This window comes from Enterobacter ludwigii, from assembly GCF_001750725.1.
GTDB classification, from domain to species: Bacteria; Pseudomonadota; Gammaproteobacteria; order Enterobacterales; family Enterobacteriaceae; genus Enterobacter; species Enterobacter ludwigii.
In genome coordinates this window covers 3911887-3929394 of the sequence record NZ_CP017279.1, presented here as the reverse complement: position 1 = coordinate 3929394, position 17508 = coordinate 3911887, and the positions used below count along the sequence as shown (strand labels likewise).

Annotated in this window: 17 protein-coding genes; 10 read left to right on the top strand and 7 right to left on the bottom strand. The window is 54.7% G+C overall.

Features of this window, described 5'->3' with window-relative positions; genetic code table 11:
• Window positions 1-113: 113 nt before the first annotated feature.
• Window positions 114-878: a pyruvate dehydrogenase complex transcriptional repressor PdhR gene (pdhR, locus tag BH714_RS18490; RefSeq protein WP_013095596.1), complete on the bottom strand. Its 765-nt coding sequence runs from the start codon at window positions 876-878 to the stop codon at window positions 114-116.
• A 537-nt stretch (window positions 879-1415) separates the two neighbouring features.
• On the opposite strand from pdhR, the gene aroP reads away from it, so the two are divergent.
• The 3 genes from aroP to BH714_RS18470 all read left to right on the top strand — a co-directional run bounded on the left by aroP (window position 1416) and on the right by BH714_RS18470 (window position 5309).
• A complete protein-coding gene (aroP, locus tag BH714_RS18480; protein ID WP_014168651.1) occupies window positions 1416-2786 on the top strand; it encodes an aromatic amino acid transporter AroP in 1371 nt (456 codons plus the stop codon).
• Window positions 2787-2950: 164 nt separating this feature from the next.
• Window positions 2951-4348, top strand: coding sequence for a glycoside-pentoside-hexuronide (GPH):cation symporter (locus BH714_RS18475; RefSeq protein ID WP_040018638.1), 1398 nt, complete (start codon window positions 2951-2953; stop codon window positions 4346-4348).
• A gap of 10 nt (window positions 4349-4358) precedes the next feature.
• On the top strand, window positions 4359-5309 hold the full coding sequence (locus BH714_RS18470) for a glycoside hydrolase family 43 protein (RefSeq protein ID WP_040018637.1): 951 nt from the start codon (window positions 4359-4361) through the stop codon (window positions 5307-5309).
• An 18-nt stretch (window positions 5310-5327) separates the two neighbouring features.
• Here the strand turns inward: BH714_RS18470 and ampE are convergent, their stop codons facing one another.
• Window positions 5328-6182 (bottom strand): beta-lactamase regulator AmpE, encoded by an 855-nt coding sequence (gene ampE / locus BH714_RS18465; protein WP_025205391.1) that lies wholly within the window; start codon window positions 6180-6182, stop codon window positions 5328-5330.
• A 9-nt stretch (window positions 6183-6191) separates the two neighbouring features.
• Window positions 6192-6743: a 1,6-anhydro-N-acetylmuramyl-L-alanine amidase AmpD gene (ampD, locus tag BH714_RS18460; RefSeq protein WP_040018635.1), complete on the bottom strand. Its 552-nt coding sequence runs from the start codon at window positions 6741-6743 to the stop codon at window positions 6192-6194.
• Window positions 6744-6830: 87 nt separating this feature from the next.
• Here ampD and nadC point away from each other — a divergent pair, with 87 nt between their 5' ends.
• The 4 genes from nadC to hofC all read left to right on the top strand — a co-directional run bounded on the left by nadC (window position 6831) and on the right by hofC (window position 10902).
• Window positions 6831-7724 (top strand): carboxylating nicotinate-nucleotide diphosphorylase, encoded by an 894-nt coding sequence (gene nadC, locus BH714_RS18455; RefSeq protein ID WP_032679628.1) that lies wholly within the window; start codon window positions 6831-6833, stop codon window positions 7722-7724.
• Between the two features lie 173 nt (window positions 7725-7897).
• The gene (ppdD, locus tag BH714_RS18450; protein WP_040018633.1) at window positions 7898-8335 is read left to right on the top strand and encodes a prepilin peptidase-dependent pilin; all 438 of its coding nucleotides are present in this window, start codon (window positions 7898-7900) and stop codon (window positions 8333-8335) included.
• Between the two features lie 10 nt (window positions 8336-8345).
• Window positions 8346-9728, top strand: a complete 1383-nt coding sequence (gene gspE / locus BH714_RS18445; protein WP_040018631.1) for a type II secretion system protein GspE — start codon at window positions 8346-8348, stop codon at window positions 9726-9728.
• Window positions 9718-10902: a protein transport protein HofC gene (gene hofC / locus BH714_RS18440; RefSeq protein ID WP_040018630.1), complete on the top strand. Its 1185-nt coding sequence runs from the start codon at window positions 9718-9720 to the stop codon at window positions 10900-10902. Before gspE ends, hofC begins: the two co-directional genes overlap by 11 nt.
• A gap of 33 nt (window positions 10903-10935) precedes the next feature.
• Here the strand turns inward: hofC and BH714_RS18435 are convergent, their stop codons facing one another.
• A complete protein-coding gene (locus BH714_RS18435; RefSeq protein WP_014168641.1) occupies window positions 10936-11979 on the bottom strand; it encodes a GMP reductase in 1044 nt (347 codons plus the stop codon).
• A gap of 228 nt (window positions 11980-12207) precedes the next feature.
• On the opposite strand from BH714_RS18435, the gene coaE reads away from it, so the two are divergent.
• From coaE to yacG, 3 genes are read left to right on the top strand one after another with little or no spacing between them, the layout of a single operon-like run.
• Window positions 12208-12828, top strand: coding sequence for a dephospho-CoA kinase (coaE, locus tag BH714_RS18430; protein WP_040018628.1), 621 nt, complete (start codon window positions 12208-12210; stop codon window positions 12826-12828).
• A complete protein-coding gene (zapD, locus tag BH714_RS18425; protein WP_040018627.1) occupies window positions 12828-13571 on the top strand; it encodes a cell division protein ZapD in 744 nt (247 codons plus the stop codon). The genes coaE and zapD overlap by 1 nt, the downstream gene beginning before the upstream one ends.
• 9 nt (window positions 13572-13580) lie before the next feature.
• Window positions 13581-13775, top strand: coding sequence for a DNA gyrase inhibitor YacG (gene yacG, locus BH714_RS18420; protein ID WP_020882580.1), 195 nt, complete (start codon window positions 13581-13583; stop codon window positions 13773-13775).
• A gap of 1 nt (window position 13776) precedes the next feature.
• On the opposite strand, the gene mutT is transcribed toward yacG, so the two are convergent.
• The 3 genes from mutT to secM are packed head-to-tail and all read right to left on the bottom strand — an operon-like array spanning window position 13777 to window position 17496.
• Window positions 13777-14169 carry an 8-oxo-dGTP diphosphatase MutT gene (gene mutT / locus BH714_RS18415; RefSeq protein ID WP_014168637.1) on the bottom strand — a complete coding sequence of 131 codons (393 nt, stop codon included), beginning with the start codon at window positions 14167-14169 and terminating at the stop codon, window positions 13777-13779.
• Between the two features lie 57 nt (window positions 14170-14226).
• Window positions 14227-16932 carry a preprotein translocase subunit SecA gene (gene secA, locus BH714_RS18410; protein ID WP_014168636.1) on the bottom strand — a complete coding sequence of 902 codons (2706 nt, stop codon included), beginning with the start codon at window positions 16930-16932 and terminating at the stop codon, window positions 14227-14229.
• A 60-nt stretch (window positions 16933-16992) separates the two neighbouring features.
• The gene (secM, locus tag BH714_RS18405; protein ID WP_073970991.1) at window positions 16993-17496 is read right to left on the bottom strand and encodes a secA translation cis-regulator SecM; all 504 of its coding nucleotides are present in this window, start codon (window positions 17494-17496) and stop codon (window positions 16993-16995) included.
• Window positions 17497-17508: the final 12 nt, after the last annotated feature.

The following is a 17508-nucleotide window of genomic DNA, read 5'->3' as shown; positions in this document are numbered from 1 at the left end:
CTTATCTATCTAATACGTTGATTTGTCTGGAACCTGTCCCATTGTGCTCTTGGGCAAGAACACAATAAGACAGGTTCTGCGTTTAGTTGCCGCGCTCTAAAAAACCCTGGCGCTTAATCCTTTCGTTGCTGTATGCGGCGTAATGAACGTTCGCGACGCGATTGTTCACGGCTGCGGTCCAGCAAGATTTCCTCAATGAAAGCCAGATGTCGGTGCGACGCTTCGCGCGCCTGCTCCGGTTCCCCGGCCATTATCGCCTCGAATACTCGGGTGCGATGGTTGCTTACCAATGGGAGCATGTCCCGACGGGCATACAACAATTCAAAATTCTGACGAACGTTCTGGGCCAGCATCGGCTCCATGCAGCGTAGCAGATGGAGGAGCACAACATTGTGTGCAGCTTCGGTGACGGCGATTTGATACTGGACAACGGCATTGGACTCGGCGTCTAAATCGCCGGATTGCTGTGCCCGTTCAATGGCCTGATGAAGTTCGCGGATACGCACGCGATCTTCATCAGTGCTACGAAGTGCGGCGTAATAGGCCGCGATACCTTCTAGCGCGTGACGGGTCTCAAGCAGATCAAACTGGGATTCTGGGTGGTCAGAGAGAAGTTCTACCAGCGGATCGCTGAAGCTCTGCCACAGGCTGTTTTGCACAAAGGTTCCGCCGCCCTGGCGACGAAGCAGCAAGCCCTTTGCTTCGAGACGTTGAATCGCCTCACGCAGAGAGGGACGTGAAACGTCGAACTGTTTTGCCAGCTCGCGTTCTGGCGGAAGTTTCTCACCCGGGCGCAGTGTCCCTTCGAGGATTAAAAACTCCAGCTGCTGCTCAATCACATCAGATAGTTTTGGTTGGCGAATTTTGCTGTAGGCCATATTCCCTGTCTTACGCCTTTTTGCCCGGAGTCAATTGGTCTTACCAATTTCAAGTTCGTATCGCTAAAGTAACAAAGTATTCACCTTCTGTCCATATTGGTTTTGATTGAAATCAGTAAACCCTGCACATTTTAACAACCTTACAGAAATAACGTTTCAGAAATGTAACTTCGCACAAATGAGTTAGTTACTCCCTTAGTGGGAGTTTTAACCTTAATGAAACGAGGGTTTTTGCAATCTGAAGCGATTCAACAACGCAAAATATGAAATTTTGCCCACTTACGGAGCATTTCTATTCTATAGGTTGGGGTAAGAAGGGTTAGCGGGGTGATTTACAAATGCTTTCTTTTTATTCAACTCGTCATCGCCTCGTCATAAAGCAGGTGCATTCGCTGGCGCTTACCACTATTCTGGCGCTTACGGAAGACATCTCCGCTTTTTTCGGTCTCATTGACTGTAAAGAAACAAATACAGAAAACGGATATTCATAATTACACACGCGTCGCGTGAACATAACAACCACACACGAGGTTTCAAATGGAAGCTCAACAGCACGGCGATCAGCTAAAGCGCGGTCTGAAGAACCGCCATATACAGCTAATCGCACTGGGCGGTGCTATTGGCACTGGACTGTTTCTGGGAAGTGCATCCGTTATCCAGTCTGCCGGTCCCGGCATTATTTTGGGTTACGCCATTGCCGGTTTTATCGCTTTTCTGATTATGCGCCAGTTAGGTGAAATGGTCGTTGAAGAGCCGGTTGCGGGCTCTTTCAGCCACTTTGCCTATAAGTACTGGGGCAGTTTCGCCGGCTTCGCGTCAGGCTGGAACTACTGGGTGTTGTACGTTCTGGTTGCCATGGCTGAACTGACCGCCGTCGGGAAATACATTCAGTTCTGGTACCCGGAGATCCCCACCTGGGCTTCTGCTGCGGCCTTCTTCGTCATTATTAACGCCATCAACCTCACCAACGTTAAAGTCTTCGGTGAGATGGAGTTCTGGTTTGCCATCATCAAAGTGGTTGCCGTCGTGGCGATGATCATCTTTGGCGGCTGGCTGCTGTTTAGCGGCAACGGTGGCCCGCAGGCCACGGTACGCAACCTCTGGGAACAGGGCGGCTTCCTGCCTCACGGCATGACGGGCCTCGTGATGATGATGGCAATCATTATGTTCTCCTTCGGCGGTCTGGAGCTGGTCGGCATCACTGCAGCTGAAGCCGACAACCCGGAACAGAGCATCCCGAAAGCGACCAACCAGGTTATCTACCGTATTCTGATTTTCTATGTGGGCTCACTGGCCGTTCTGCTCTCTCTGCTGCCGTGGACGCGCGTTACTGCAGACACCAGCCCGTTTGTCCTGATTTTCCACGAGCTGGGCGATACCGTCGTGGCGAATGCGCTCAACATCGTGGTGCTGACGGCGGCGCTGTCGGTCTATAACAGCTGCGTATACTGCAACAGCCGTATGCTGTTCGGCCTGGCCCAGCAGGGTAACGCGCCGAAGATGCTGCTCAACGTCGACAAGCGTGGCGTTCCGGTGAACACCATCATCGTTTCGGCGATCGTAACGGCGCTGTGTGTCCTGATTAACTATCTGGCACCGGAATCGGCGTTTGGCCTGCTGATGGCGCTGGTGGTCTCTGCCCTGGTTATCAACTGGGCGATGATCAGCCTGGCACACATCAAGTTCCGCCGTGCCAAGCATCAGCAGGGTGTGAAGACTCGCTTCCCTGCCCTGCTCTATCCGCTGGGCAACTGGATCTGCCTGCTGTTTATGGCGGGAGTGCTGGTCATCATGCTGCTGACTCCGGGTATGGCAATCTCGGTGTACCTGATCCCAGTCTGGGTTGCCGTTCTTGGTATCGGCTATCTGTTTAGCCAGAAAAGCCGCAACGCCCTGAAAGCTCACTAAGTCTCCCCCGTGGTATCTGCGTTTTGCAGGTACCGCGTGTTGTTACCTCCCTCACAGTTTCACGCCAACAGCGCATTTATCCATATCACCGCCCTGATACTGCAACGCATATATTCGTTTGCCAGCAAATAATTCTCTCCATACCGTAACCCGGAGAGCAGTCTATGGATAACGCTAAACTGTCAGTAAAAGAAAAGATCGGCTATGGGATGGGCGATGCAGGTTGCAACATCATCTTTGGCGCCATCATGTTGTTTGTTAATTATTTTTATACCGATATTTTTGGCCTGGCACCTGCACTGGTCGGCGTACTGCTGCTGTCTGTCCGCGTAATTGATGCCGTAACGGATCCGATTATGGGGGCCATCGCCGACCGTACCCGCAGTAAATATGGCCGGTTTCGTCCATGGCTGCTGTGGATTGCCTTTCCCTATGCGCTGTTCAGCATCCTGATGTTCACCACACCAGAGTGGAGCTACAACAGCAAAGTTATCTATGCCTTCGTCACTTATTTCCTGCTCTCTTTAACCTATACGGCAATCAACATTCCTTACTGCTCGTTAGGCGGCGTGATTACCAACGATCCGCAGGAACGTGTTGCCTGCCAGTCCTATCGCTTTGTGCTGGTAGGTATCGCCACGCTGCTGCTGTCGCTGACGCTGTTACCGATGGCCGACTGGTTTGGTGGCGACAACAAAGCCAAAGGCTACCAGATGGCAATGACCGTGCTGGCGCTGATTGGTACCGGTATGTTCCTGTTCTGCTTCTATACCGTTCGCGAGCGTGTACGCCCGGCGGTACAGACTCATGACGAGCTGAAAAACGACCTGAAGGACGTGTGGAAGAACGACCAGTGGGTGCGCATTCTGCTGCTGACCCTGTGCAACGTGTGTCCGGGCTTTATCCGCATGGCGGCCACGATGTACTACGTGACCTGGGTTATGGGCCAGAGTACCCATTTCGCCACGCTGTTTATCAGCCTGGGCGTGGTTGGCATGATGCTCGGCAGTATGCTGGCGAAAGTCCTCACCGACCGCTGGTGTAAGCTGAAAGTGTTCTTCTGGACCAACATCGTGCTGGCGATTTTCTCCTGCGCCTTCTATTTCTTCGATCCGAAAGCCACGGTCACCATTGTGGTGCTCTACTTCCTGCTGAACATCCTGCACCAGATCCCGTCTCCGCTGCACTGGTCGCTGATGGCCGACGTCGATGACTACGGTGAGTGGAAAACCGTTAAGCGCATCACCGGAATCAGCTTCTCCGGTAACATCTTCTTCCTCAAACTGGGGCTGGCGATTGCCGGTGCGATGGTTGGTTTCCTGCTCTCCTGGTACGGTTATGACGCGGGGGCGAAAGCGCAAAGTCCGGATGCCATCAACGGCATTGTATTGCTGTTTACCGTGATTCCGGGCGTCGGGTATCTCATTACCGCAGGCGTGGTACGTCTGCTGAAGGTTGACCGCGAAACGATGAAGCAGATCCAGGAAGACCTCGAGAAGCGCCGCAACAATTATCGCGAGCTGAATAATTATCAGGAACTCAAAGCCGCTGAGACGAAATAAGGAAAGCCGAATGCACACCTGGCCAAACCCGTTTATTGAACAACGTGCCGACCCCTACATTCTGCACCACGAGGGTCTGTACTACTTTATCGCCTCCGTGCCGCAGTACGACAGGCTCGAGATCCGTTGCGCCGACTCGCTGGAAGGACTACGCGATGCCGAAGAGGTCGTGGTCTGGCGTAAACCGGAGACCGGGCCGATGAGCCAGTTGATCTGGGCACCGGAACTGCACCACATTGACGGTAAGTGGTATATCTATTTTGCCGCCACCCATACCCAGGCGCTGGACAGCCTCGGGATGTTCCAGCACCGTATGTTTGCGCTGGAGTGTGCGGACCCCGATCCCCTCACCGGGACGTGGATCGAGAAAGGCCAGATTACCACCCCGTTCGACACCTTCGCACTGGACGCCACCACGTTCGTCCATCAGGGAAAACGCTGGTATTTGTGGGCACAAAAAGCCCCGGATATCTCCGGAAACTCCAACCTCTATCTGTGCGAAATGGCGAATCCGTGGACGCTCAAAGGCGAGCCGGTGATGCTCAGTAAACCGGAGTATGACTGGGAATGCCGCGGATTTTGGGTCAACGAAGGTCCGGCAGTGCTGTTTCACGAAGATAAGCTGTTTATCAGCTACTCCGCCAGCGCCACGGATGAGAACTATTGCATGGGGTTACTGTGGATAGATATGAACGCCGATCCGCAAAATCCGGCGAACTGGCATAAAGCGTCGCGTCCGGTTTTCCGAACCAGCGTCGAGAATCGTCAGTTTGGGCCCGGGCATAACAGCTTTACGCAAACGCCGGAGGGAGAAGACGTGCTGGTCTACCACGCGCGAAACTACACCGAGATTGAAGGCGACCCGCTCTATGACCCGAATCGTCACACGCGTCTTAAATGCGTGCGCTGGGACGAAAACGGGATGCCTGACTTTGGCATCCCGCCTGCTGATACGCTCTGACCGGTACGGCGCGCTGGCTTAGACCAGCGTGCCGTAAATGGTCAGCAACGCCACGACCACGACCACCACAAATGACGTTTTCTTCGCCATGGAGACGGCCGCTTTCGGCGTTTCAATCTTGTCGGTATGCGGCTCACGCGCCAGCGAGAACTGCGCCAGACGTGTTAACACCTGATACTGAGACGTGTGGCGGTCGGCAAGCGAAGCAAACCATGCCGGCAGCGCTTTTTCACCGTGGCCAATTAACGCATAAACGACGCCCACCAGACGTACCGGGAGCCAGTCCAGCACATGCAGAATGGCATCGATACCCGACAATAAACGTTCATGCGGGGTAAGGTAACGGGCAAGCCAGGTCTGCCAGGCACGCAGAAACGCATAGCCCATCAGCAGTACCGGCCCCCACGGACCGCCCACCACAAACCAGAACAGCGGTGCCAGGTAGTAACGGAAGTTGATCCACAGCAGCGCATTTTGCAGTTCGCGCAAAAATTCACGCTCATCGCAATCCGGCGGCACGCCGTGGATCATCGTCAGCTCGCTCGCCATGGCGCCCCGCGCATGGGCATCGTCACGGGATGCGGCTTTCAGATAGGCGTGGTAGTGCATACGCACCTTGCCCGCGCCAATACAGAGCACGCCGAGCAGGATCCACACCACCAGCAGCGGCACGTTGAAAAAGAGGCCGTAAAGCGAACGCAGCAGTAAAAATGTTATAACCATCACGCCAGCGGTCATCAGCAGCGTGCGCAGCATGGAAAAATGTTTAATCCGGCGGAAAAGCACCTCCAGCCGGTGATCCAGATGCCAGTGCTCACCGAGTTTGAACAGGCGTTCAGCGATGATAACCAGCAGCATGGTAAACAACGTCATGTTATCTCCTTATTCTGACGACGCGGTAAGCAAGGCGCGAAACCGGGGCCAGTCAAAAGCCGGGCCGGGATCGGTTTTTCTCGCCGGAGCAATATCGCTGTGTCCCGTAATATTCCCGGCTATCGCGGGATAGAGCCCGATCAGCGTTTGGGTTACAGCCACCAACTGTTGATACTGTGAATCGGTGTAGGGGGTGGTGTCAGTGCCTTCCAGCTCAATCCCGATGGAAAAATCATTGCAGCGGTCGCGTCCCTGGTACATCGACACGCCGGCATGCCAGGCGCGTTTATCAAAAGGGACGTACTGAACCACTTCACCGTCGCGACGGATCAGACAGTGAGCCGACACGCGCAGATGCGCAATCTCAGCAAAGAAAGGATGGGCATCAGGATCCAGGGTCCCCGTGAATAACGCGTCGATCCACGGGCCGCCAAACTCACCCGGCGGGAGACTGATATTATGAACAACCAGCAGTGTGGGCTTTTCATCCTCCGGGCGGCGGTCGTGGTGCGGCGAGGGCACATGCCGCGCATCCACCAGCCATCCGTTTTCTAACAACATGCTGGAACTCCTTATGTATGGTGCTGTTACTCGGTTCAGAGTAGCATGTTTCAATATTATGATTCGTTACCAATTTGGAGTTTTATCATGCCGCCTCGCCGTTACAACCCCGACAACCGACGTGAAGCGCTTCTGGAACGTATTAATATGGATATTCCGGCAAGCGTTGCCCATGCCCTGAAAGAAGATCTGGGCGGTGACGTCAGTGCCGACAGGGATATTACCGCACAATTATTGCCAAAAGAGACTCGCTCACATGCGGTCATTATTACGCGCGAAGAGGGTATTTTTTGCGGTAAGCGTTGGGTTGAAGAGGTCTTTACCCAACTGGCAGGCGATGAGGTGCAGATCACCTGGCATGTCGACGACGGTGATGCGATTACGGCAAACCAGCCGCTGTTCGAACTTGATGGACCTTCCCGCGTACTGCTGACCGGCGAACGAACCGCGCTGAACTTCGTGCAGACGTTGTCCGGCGTGGCAAGCGAAGTGCGTCGCTACGTTGACCTGCTGGCGGGTACCCGCACGCAGTTGCTGGATACCCGCAAAACGCTACCGGGTCTGCGCACTGCGTTGAAATACGCGGTGCTCTGTGGCGGCGGTGCAAACCATCGTCTGGGGTTGTCTGACGCGTTCCTGATTAAAGAGAACCATATCATTGCCTCGGGATCCGTGCGTCAGGCGGTCGAAAAAGCCTTCTGGCTGCATCCGGATGTGCCCGTCGAAGTGGAAGTCGAAAACCTGGAGGAGCTGGAGCAGGCTATCAAGGCCGGCGCCGATATCATCATGCTTGATAACTTCGAAACCGGGCAGATGCGCGAGGCGGTAAAACTGACCAACGGCAAAGCCCAGCTTGAAGTATCCGGCAACGTGACGTTTGATACGATCCGTGAATTCGCCGAGACCGGCGTTGATTTTATCTCCGTTGGGGCGCTGACCAAGCACGTTCGCGCCCTCGACCTCTCGATGCGCTTCAAATAATGACCCTCCCCTCTCGTTGCGGAGAGGGGAAATTCACTCCCGCTCGCAAAACCATTGCCCTACACTGCAACACGTCACGAATTCCCTGAAAGCCCCTTCACGTTCCTTTTTTTGCCCCTCGTTTCTGCGCTGTCTCACTGCCAGAGTAGCCCTACTTAACGTAAGGAGCAGACATGGACAGACAACAAGGATTCACACTCATTGAGCTGATGGTGGTGATCGGCATTATTGCCATTCTGAGCGCCATCGGCGTTCCCGCGTACCAGAACTACCTGCGAAAAGCAGCGTTGACCGATATGCTGCAAACCTTCATTCCCTACCGCACCGCCATTGAGCTTTGCGCCCTGGATCACGGCGGCGTGGAGAGCTGTGACGGAGGCAGTAATGGTATCCCGTCCCCCACCACTACCCGCTACGTTTCAGGCATGAACGTGGCGAAAGGCGTCGTGACCTTAACCGGCCAGGAGAGCCTTAACGGGCTGGAGGTGGTCATGACGCCACAATGGAATGATGGCAACGGCATGACGGGGTGGACGCGTGACTGCAACATCGGTACCGACAGCGCGCTCAAGCAGGCCTGTGAAGACGTTTTCCGCTTCGACATCCACTGAGGAGCGGATGATGAATACCGATCAGCTTGTCGCACTTTGTCTGCGTCATCATGCCCTTCTGCTGAGCAGCGATAGCGACATGATTAGCATTGCCGTCGTGGGAAACCCCGGCCCTGAACTGATGGAAGCCCTGCGTTTCGCTACCCAGAAACGGATTGATATCGAGTGCTGGAGCGCCGAGCGCATGGAAAAGCACCGGCAGTTAACCACACAAACGCATCTGCCCGTCGTTACGCCGACACACTCAGCGGTGGATATTCTCAACCACACGCTGCAGCAGGCGATAAACCAACGCGCTTCTGATATTCATATTGAACCGATGGAGCTGACTTGCCAGATTCGCCTGCGCATCGACGGCGTGCTTTGCCCGCAGCCCCCACTTTCAGCCGCGCTGGCCACCATGCTCAGCGCCCGGTTAAAAGTGCTGGGTAACCTCGATATTGCGGAGCGCCGCTTACCGCAGGACGGTCAGTTTACGATTGAGCTGGCAAACGAGCCGGTCTCATTTCGCATCGCCACACTTCCCTGCAGCGGGGGTGAAAAAATTGTACTGCGCCTGCTGCATCAGGTTCAGCAATCTCTTGAGCCAGAAACGTTGGGGATGAATGCTAAACAGCTGGCCGGCTTTAGCGAAGTGCTCCACCAGCCGCAGGGGCTGATTCTGGTTACCGGCCCCACCGGCAGCGGTAAAACCGTGACGCTGTACAGCGCGCTGCAGGCTCGAAACACGCCGGATGTGAACATCTGCAGCGTGGAAGACCCGATAGAGATCCCGCTTGCAGGATTAAACCAGACGCAGATAAACCCGCGTGCGGGCCTCACCTTCCAGACGGTGCTGAGAGCGCTGCTACGTCAGGATCCTGACATCATTATGGTCGGCGAAATTCGTGATGGCGAAACGGCAGAGATTGCCATTAATGCCGCACAAACGGGGCATCTGGTGTTGTCAACGCTACACACCAACTCGACGGCGGAAACCCTGATCCGCCTGCAGCAGATGGGGGTGGCGCGATGGATGATCTCTTCCGCCCTCTCGCTGGTCATCGCCCAGCGGCTGGTGCGCCGTTTATGCCCCCATTGCCGCCAGGAAACCGACAAGCGGGCAGAACTGCCTCGCTCCGTTTGGCCCCGGCCGCTACCGCGCTGGCAACCCACCGGCTGTGAGCGCTGTTATCACGGTTTTTATGGTCGCGTCGCCATTTTTGAAGTGCTCGTCATTGACCAGACACTCCGGCAGGCCATTGCCAGCGGAGCGGGGTCAGAGGTGATTGAGGCCAGCGCCCGTCAGGCAGGAATGACATCCCTTTTCGAACATGGCTGTATGGCTGTTGAACAGGGACTGACCACGCTCGAAGAGTTGCTGCGTATCCTGGGAATGCCCGATGGCTGCTAATCACCTCTGGCGCTGGCATGCGCTATCCGTTGAAGGAGAGCCCCGAAGCGGGGCTCTGTGGGCAACTGACCGCAATGCGGCTTTCGACAGGCTGATGCGCAAAGCGCTGCATCCTCTGACAATCACCCGCTGCACGCAGAGGTATCGCTGGCGACCACATCACCGCTACGAGGTATTTCGCCAGCTCGCCACGCTTTTGCAGGCAGGCCTGACACTGTCTGACAGCCTGCAGATGCTGGCGGACCAGCATCCGATAACGCCCTGGCAGGCACTCCTGCAAAGCCTTGCCGATGAGCTGAGTGAAGGATGCCCTTTTTCTGAGGCGCTGAAGCGCTGGCCCGCGGTATTTAGCCCACTGTATGTGTCGATGGTGAAGACCGGCGAGCTAACCGGGAAGCTGGAGACGTGCTGCCGTGAACTTGCCCAGCAACAAAAATCACAGCAGCAACTCAGTGCGAAAGTGAAAAAGGCACTGCGTTACCCAATGGTAATCCTGGCTCTGGCGGTACTCGTGGTGCTGGCCATGGTCACTCTGGTCTTGCCCGAGTTCGCTGCCATCTACAAAACGTTTAATACCCCACTCCCGATGCTGACACAGATAGTCATGGGAATGGCAACGTTTATACAGTCCTATGCCCTCGCGCTGTTCGCGGGGCTACTCCTTCCCGTGATCATCGCCTGGGGTTTGCGGCAGGATCCGCGCTGGCAACACGTACTGCTGCATATCCCCGTCATGGGCGCGCTGGCTAAAGGACAAAAGCTGGGGCAAATTTTTACCGTACTGTCGCTCACGCAGCAGGCGGGCATCGCTTTTTTAAAGGGTCTGGAGAGTGCAGAAGAGACGGTTGAGAGCAGGTACTGGCAGGGGATACTCCGCGCCATCCGGGAAGACATTGAAAAGGGTTATCCCCTTTGGGCATCCTTTCAAAAGGCGGCGGTTTTTACTCCGCTGTGTATTCAGCTATTGCGAACCGGCGAAACGTCAGGTGCGCTCGATATCATGCTGGTAAACCTGGCGCGTCACCACACGGAGCAAACCTTTCAGTCAGCAGATAACCTGGCTGCCGTGCTGGAGCCTGTGCTGCTGATCGTGACGGGTGTGATTATCGGCACGCTGGTGGTGGCAATGTATCTGCCTATCTTCCATCTCGGGGATGCGATGAGTGCGGGATAACGCTGGCACACGGATGTGCGCCAGCTTACGCGATTACAGGCTGTTGAAAACGCGGTTTTCCTGTTCCTGAACGCGGATAAAGGTCGTGCGTTTCGTCAACTCTTTCAGGCGGGATGCCCCCACATAGGTGCAGGCCGAACGCAGGCCACCAAGAATGTCACGTGCGGTATTCTCAACCGGGCCGCGCAGCGGCAGCTTCACGGTTTTGCCTTCTGCCGCACGGTATTTTGCAACACCACCCACGTGACGGGTCATCGCCGATTCAGAGCTCATACCGTAGAACAGCATAAATTTCTCGCCGTTCTCTTCCACCACGGTACCGCCACTCTCTTCGTGACCTGCCAGCATACCGCCAAGCATCACGAAGTCTGCGCCGCCGCCGAAAGCTTTCGCGACATCACCCGGGGTAGTGCAACCGCCGTCACTGATGATCTGGCCGCCCAGGCCGTGTGCAGCATCGGCACATTCAATAACCGCAGAAAGCTGCGGATAACCGACACCGGTTTTGACACGCGTGGTGCACACGGAACCCGGGCCAATGCCCACTTTGACGATATCTGCGCCAGAGAGGATCAGCTCCTCACACATCTCGCCGGTCACTACGTTACCCGCAATGATGGTTTTGTTCGGCCAGGCTTCACGCGCCTTGCTCACGAACTGCACGAAGTGTTCGGAATAACCATTCGCTACATCAATACAGACGAAGTTCAGCGCGGGGTTACTCTTGAGGATTTGTTTGGTCTTTTCGAAATCGGCATCTGAGGTTCCGGTAGAGACCATCACATGCTTCACGACCTCAGCAGAAGCGGATGCCACAAAGGCGTTCCACTCTTCAGGGCTGTAGTGTTTGTGAACTGCCGTGAGGATGTCGAACTGTGCCAGCGCGGTTGCCATCTCGAAGGTTCCCACGGTATCCATATTGGCAGCGATGATCGGCACGCCAGACCAGGTCTGACCGGAATGTTTAAAGGTGAATTGACGTTCGAGTTCAACGTCTGAGCGACTTTTCAGTGTAGAGCGTTTAGGGCGGATAAGAACGTCTTTGAAACCTAACTTCAGATCTTCTTCGATACGCATGTGCGGATTCCTGGGGTTAGAGGCAAATATGTTAAAAGCACAACTCCAGTGACGTTATCATACGCACTAATACCTGCTCCGCAAGACTGCGAAATTCTCTTTTTTTACGCTACAATCCTATAAATTTACCTGGTAAAAAGCCGGTAAAGAGAGCTAAACATTGGCTGGCACACGTTTGAATTTCAACCAACTGATTTTAATAATGAATAATTCCCAGGATTTGATTTAATGGGGTATACCGTCGCATTAACCGGCGGCATCGGTAGTGGCAAAAGTACCGTTGCGGACGCTTTCGCTCGCCTGGGTATCGCGATTATCGATGCCGATATCATTGCCCGTCAGGTGGTAGAACCGAATACACCCGCGTTAAAGGCCATTGAAGAACATTTTGGTCCGGCCATCATCAATGCAGACGGCACGCTAAATCGCCGACAACTTCGCGAATGCATTTTTTCCGATTCTGCGGAAAAGGTCTGGCTTAATGCCCTGCTCCACCCCATTATCCACCAGGAAACTCAGCGTCAGATTGCCGCCGCCCGCTCAGCGTATGTGCTGTGGGTAGTTCCGTTGCTGGTAGAAAATCAGCTGCAGAAGAAAGCCGATCGGGTTCTGGTCATTGATGTCCTTCCCGAAACGCAAATCCAGCGAACCATGACGCGCGATCGCGTCTCGCGCGAACATGCCGAACAAATTCTTGCCGCTCAGGCCACGCGCGATCAGCGCCTGGCCGTTGCGGATGATGTTATTGATAATAACGGCGCACCAGATGCCATTGCATCGGATGTTGCCCGTCTGCACGCGCAGTATTTGACCTTCGCCGCGCAGGCCGTTGCACAGGAAAAACCATAATGTCGACTCACATCCTTTTTGAGCATCCGCTTAACGAAAAAATGCGTACCTGGCTGCGTATCGAATTTCTTATTCAACAACTCTCGCAACATCTGCCTGTCAACGATCACGCCACTGCGTTGCACTTCTTCCGCAATGTGGGCGACCTGCTGGATGTGATTGAGCGTGGAGATGTTCGCACCGAATTACTGAAAGAACTTGAGCGTCAGCAGCGTAAACTGCAGGCATGGGCGGAAGTCCCGGGTGTTGATCAAAGCCGTATCGATTTCCTGCGTCAGCAGTTAAAAAGCAGTAGCAGCACGTTAATGGCAGCCCCTCGCGTTGGCCAGTTTTTGCGTGAAGATCGCTTGATTGCCCTGGTACGCCAGCGTCTGAGTATTCCCGGTGGATGCTGCAGCTTTGACCTGCCGACGCTTCATATGTGGCTGCACATGCCGCAAACGCAGCGTGATGCGCAGGTGAATATCTGGCTGGAAAGCCTGGAGCCGATGCACCGGACGTTATCGCTGATCCTCGATCTTATCCGTAACTCTGCGCCGTTCCGCAAGCAGACCAGCCTGAACGGTTTTTACCAGGATAACGGGGACGATGCCGATCTGCTGCGACTGAACCTTTCGCTCGACGTGCAGCTTTACCCGCAAATTTCCGGGCATAAGAGCCGTTTTGCGATTCGCTTTATGCCGCTGGACAGCGAAAATGGCACCGTGCCGGAACGCCTCGATTTTGAACTGGCCTGTTGTTAAGGAGTGCCAATGTCTGACGTAACCATCGTAAACTGCCCAACCTGTGGCAAAAGTGTTGTCTGGGGCGAAGTGAGCCCATACCGCCCATTCTGCTGTAAACGCTGTCAGTTAATTGACCTGGGCGAATGGGCGGCGGAAGAGAAACGCATTCCGAGTGAAGGCACTCTTTCGGACAGCGATGACTGGAGTGAAGAACAGCAGTAAATTAAACGCCCTGCACTAACCGGGTAATCACAGGCTCATTTGCCGGCGGGAATTTGTCGGCATCGCTTGCCTGCAGTTCAACCCAGTTACCCGGTTGCCCCTCTTTGCCCCAGGGATCCCCCTCCCAGTTTTCCACCAGCCAGAACCAAAGCGTAATGTGACGATCGGGAAACTGGTATTCGAGCTTGTCAAACAGCGTTGCGCCAAGCGGGGTGATCCCCACTTCTTCCTGAAGCTCACGGATCAGCGCCTGTTCCGGCGTTTCGCCTGACTCGATTTTCCCGCCCGGAAACTCCCATTTGTTCGCCATATGGGCGTCGGCGGCGCGCTGGGTGATAAAGAACTGGTTTTGCGGGTTGCGAATAATCCCGACGGCAATTTGCAGTATTTTCATATTGTCACTTCCATAAAAAAGGCGCAGATTTCTGCGCCTTTTTGTTTTGTTATGAATTTAGCTCAGACGACCGTGGCACGCCTTGTATTTTTTACCGGAACCACACGGGCACGGATCGTTGCGGCCAACTTTACGATCGCCAGTCTGGGCCGCGATCGCTGCCGCAGCTTCGCTCTCGTCAGTCTGGTGGCTCAGCTGTTGCATCTGTGCCAGACGCTCAGCTTCTTCACGGCGCTGTTGCTCCATTGCTTCCACTTCTTCCGGCATGCGTACCTGAACTTTGCTCAGGGTGCTGATCACTTCATACTTCAGTGACTCCAGCATGGACGCAAACATGGCGAAGGATTCACGCTTGTACTCCTGCTTCGGATCTTTCTGCGCGTAACCACGCAGGTGGATACCCTGACGCAGGTAGTCCATCGCCGCCAGGTGCTCTTTCCACAGGGAGTCCAGCGTTTGCAGCATCACGCCTTTTTCGAAGTGACGCATCATCTCAGCGCCAACGACTTCTTCCTTACGCTTGTATACGTCCAGCGCGGTTTCGAAAATACGTTCACGCAGGGTCTCTTCGTGCAGCTCAGGCTCTTTGTCCAGCCACTCTTTGATTGGCAGTTCGAGGTCGAAGTCGTTTTTCAGGCGTTCCTGCAGACCTTCAATATCCCACATTTCTTCCAGAGACTGCGGTGGAATATGCGCATCGATAGTCGCTTTGAATACGTCTTCGCGAATGCTGTTGATGGTGTCGCTCACGTCGGACACGTCCAGCAGTTCGTTACGCTGGGTATAGATGGCACGACGCTGGTCGTTGGCCACATCATCATATTCCAGCAGCTGCTTACGAATATCGAAGTTGCGGCTTTCCACTTTACGCTGGGCGTTAGCAATCGCTTTGGTGACCCACGGGTGTTCAATGGCTTCGCCAGGTTTCATACCCAGTTTACGCATCATGCCGGAAACACGGTCGGAGGCGAAAATACGCATCAGCGCATCTTCCATAGACAGGTAGAAGCGGGAAGAACCGGCATCGCCCTGACGACCCGCACGGCCGCGCAGCTGGTTATCGATACGACGAGATTCGTGACGTTCGGTACCAATGATATGCAAACCACCGGATGCCAGCACCGCGTCATGGCGTACCTGCCAGTCCGCTTTAATCTGAGCAATCTGCTCCGGCGTTGGGTTTTCCAGCTCGGCAATCTCTGCCTGCCAGCTACCACCCAGCATAATGTCGGTACCACGACCCGCCATGTTGGTGGCGATTGTTACCGCTGCCGGGTAACCCGCCTGCGCAACGATATCCGCCTCTTTGGCGTGGAATTTGGCGTTCAGAACGTTGTGTTTGATGCCCGCTTTGGTCAACTCATTGGAAACCACTTCGGATTTCTCGATGGAGATTGTCCCCACCAGCACCGGCTGGCCATTAGCGGTACGATCGCGAATATCTTCAATGATTGCCTGAATTTTTTCCGCTTCGGTCATGTACACCAGGTCCGGCATATCCTTACGGATCATTGGACGGTTGGTTGGAACGACCACGGTATCCAGTTTGTAGATGGAGCTGAATTCAAATGCTTCGGTATCTGCAGTACCGGTCATCCCCGCCAGCTTCTCGTACAAACGGAAGTAGTTCTGGAAGGTAATAGAGGCCAGCGTCTGGTTTTCATTTTGAATATCAACGCCTTCTTTGGCCTCAACGGCCTGGTGCAGACCGTCAGACCAGCGACGTCCCTGCATGGTACGGCCGGTGTGCTCATCAACGATGATAACTTCACCGTCTTTCACGATGTAGTCGACATCGCGGGTGAACAGCGCGTGGGCACGCAGCGCGGCAGTGACGTGGTGCATCAGCATAATGTTCGTCGGAGAGTACAGAGACTCGCCCTCTTCCATGATGCCTTCAGCCACCAGCAGCTCTTCAATTTTCACCAGACCGCGTTCGGTCAGGTTCACCTGGCGCGCTTTTTCATCGACAGAGAAGTGACCTTCACCCTGGAAGGTGTCGGAATCTTCTTTCTCCTGACGCAGCAGGTGCGGAATGATTTTATCGACTTTACGGTACATCTCGGAGCTGTCTTCGGCCGGGCCGGAGATGATCAGCGGGGTACGCGCTTCATCGATCAGGATGGAGTCCACCTCATCCACCAGCGCATAGTGCAATTTACGCTGCACGCGCTCTTCAGGGCTAAACGCCATGTTGTCACGCAGGTAGTCGAAGCCGTATTCGTTGTTGGTACCGTAGGTGATATCCGCGTTATAGGCTTCACGTTTGGCGGGTGCCGGCAGACCGGACATGTTGATGCCAACGGTCATGCCCAGGAATTCGAACAGGGGACGGTTGTTTTCGGCATCACGCTGTGCCAGATAGTCGTTGACGGTAACGACGTGAACGCCTTTACCGGTCAGTGCGTTCAGATAGGCGGGCAGCGTTGCGGTCAGGGTTTTACCTTCACCGGTACGCATTTCCGCGATGCAGCGCTCGTTAAGCACCATACCACCCAGCAGCTGAACGTCGAAGTGACGCATGCCAAACACACGTTTACTGGCCTCACGCACAACGGCGAAGGCTTCCGGGATCAGGCTTTCCAGCGTTTCGCCTTTTTCAAGACGCGCGCGGAATTCTACGGTTTTCGCTTTCAGCTCGTCATCAGAGAGCTTCTCCATCGCCGGCTCCATGCCATTGATGACGGTAACAGCTTTGCGCATACGGCGCAGGGTACGATCGTTACGACTACCAAAAACTTTTGTTAACAATTTGATTAGCATAATAAATTCTCAAACGCCCCAGGTTGGGCAGATAAATTAAGGTATTGAAAAAAGGTTAATTTAGCTGAGGCGTTGAGGCCCGGCGCGGATGCCGTGAGCCTGGCTAATCCATGTCGAAACGGAGAAGCTCGCAGGAGGAACGTGCGCGATTTGCGTGGTCTGACGCACCATGACGGGTGGTTGACTGTCCTGCGTAAGCAGCGCGTTAAGCGTGTCCAGCAGAGCAAGATGCTGCGCCTGTACCGGCAGCGTCTCTTCAGCAACAGGCAGTGCCTGCGGAGCCATCGCAAATGACAGATGGCGAATAACGGTACGGATCGCATGCTGGTGCCAGTAATCCACCGAGAAATTCGGGCGGCGATTGGCTTCAAGCCACGCCAGGTTAGTAAAATTAACCCGCGTGTTGAGATCGTGTTTGGTTGTGGAGGTCTTCGTCGGCGTCGCCGCTTCCGCACTGTTGCTGAGCGCAGGCAAGCCGAAACTCGCCGCGACCATCCCTAATAAGAGATGCGGCCAGAAGTAACGTCTGCCAAATTGTCGCCAGCGCGTCAGTATTCCGCTCACTTGCTCCACCAC

Bases quoted from the DNA above. Each gene is read 5' to 3' on its own strand.
- pdhR (WP_013095596.1), bottom strand. From the start codon at position 878: ATGGCCTACAGCAAAATTCGCCAACCAAAACTATCTGATGTGATTGAG.
- aroP (WP_014168651.1), top strand. From the start codon at position 1,416: ATGGAAGCTCAACAGCACGGCGATCAGCTAAAGCGCGGTCTGAAGAAC.
- BH714_RS18475 (WP_040018638.1), top strand. From the start codon at position 2,951: ATGGATAACGCTAAACTGTCAGTAAAAGAAAAGATCGGCTATGGGATG.
- BH714_RS18470 (WP_040018637.1), top strand. From the start codon at position 4,359: ATGCACACCTGGCCAAACCCGTTTATTGAACAACGTGCCGACCCCTAC.
- ampE (WP_025205391.1), bottom strand. From the start codon at position 6,182: ATGACGTTGTTTACCATGCTGCTGGTTATCATCGCTGAACGCCTGTTC.
- ampD (WP_040018635.1), bottom strand. From the start codon at position 6,743: ATGTTGTTAGAAAACGGATGGCTGGTGGATGCGCGGCATGTGCCCTCG.
- nadC (WP_032679628.1), top strand. From the start codon at position 6,831: ATGCCGCCTCGCCGTTACAACCCCGACAACCGACGTGAAGCGCTTCTG.
- ppdD (WP_040018633.1), top strand. From the start codon at position 7,898: ATGGACAGACAACAAGGATTCACACTCATTGAGCTGATGGTGGTGATC.
- gspE (WP_040018631.1), top strand. From the start codon at position 8,346: ATGAATACCGATCAGCTTGTCGCACTTTGTCTGCGTCATCATGCCCTT.
- hofC (WP_040018630.1), top strand. From the start codon at position 9,718: ATGGCTGCTAATCACCTCTGGCGCTGGCATGCGCTATCCGTTGAAGGA.
- BH714_RS18435 (WP_014168641.1), bottom strand. From the start codon at position 11,979: ATGCGTATCGAAGAAGATCTGAAGTTAGGTTTCAAAGACGTTCTTATC.
- coaE (WP_040018628.1), top strand. From the start codon at position 12,208: ATGGGGTATACCGTCGCATTAACCGGCGGCATCGGTAGTGGCAAAAGT.
- zapD (WP_040018627.1), top strand. From the start codon at position 12,828: ATGTCGACTCACATCCTTTTTGAGCATCCGCTTAACGAAAAAATGCGT.
- yacG (WP_020882580.1), top strand. From the start codon at position 13,581: ATGTCTGACGTAACCATCGTAAACTGCCCAACCTGTGGCAAAAGTGTT.
- mutT (WP_014168637.1), bottom strand. From the start codon at position 14,169: ATGAAAATACTGCAAATTGCCGTCGGGATTATTCGCAACCCGCAAAAC.
- secA (WP_014168636.1), bottom strand. From the start codon at position 16,932: ATGCTAATCAAATTGTTAACAAAAGTTTTTGGTAGTCGTAACGATCGT.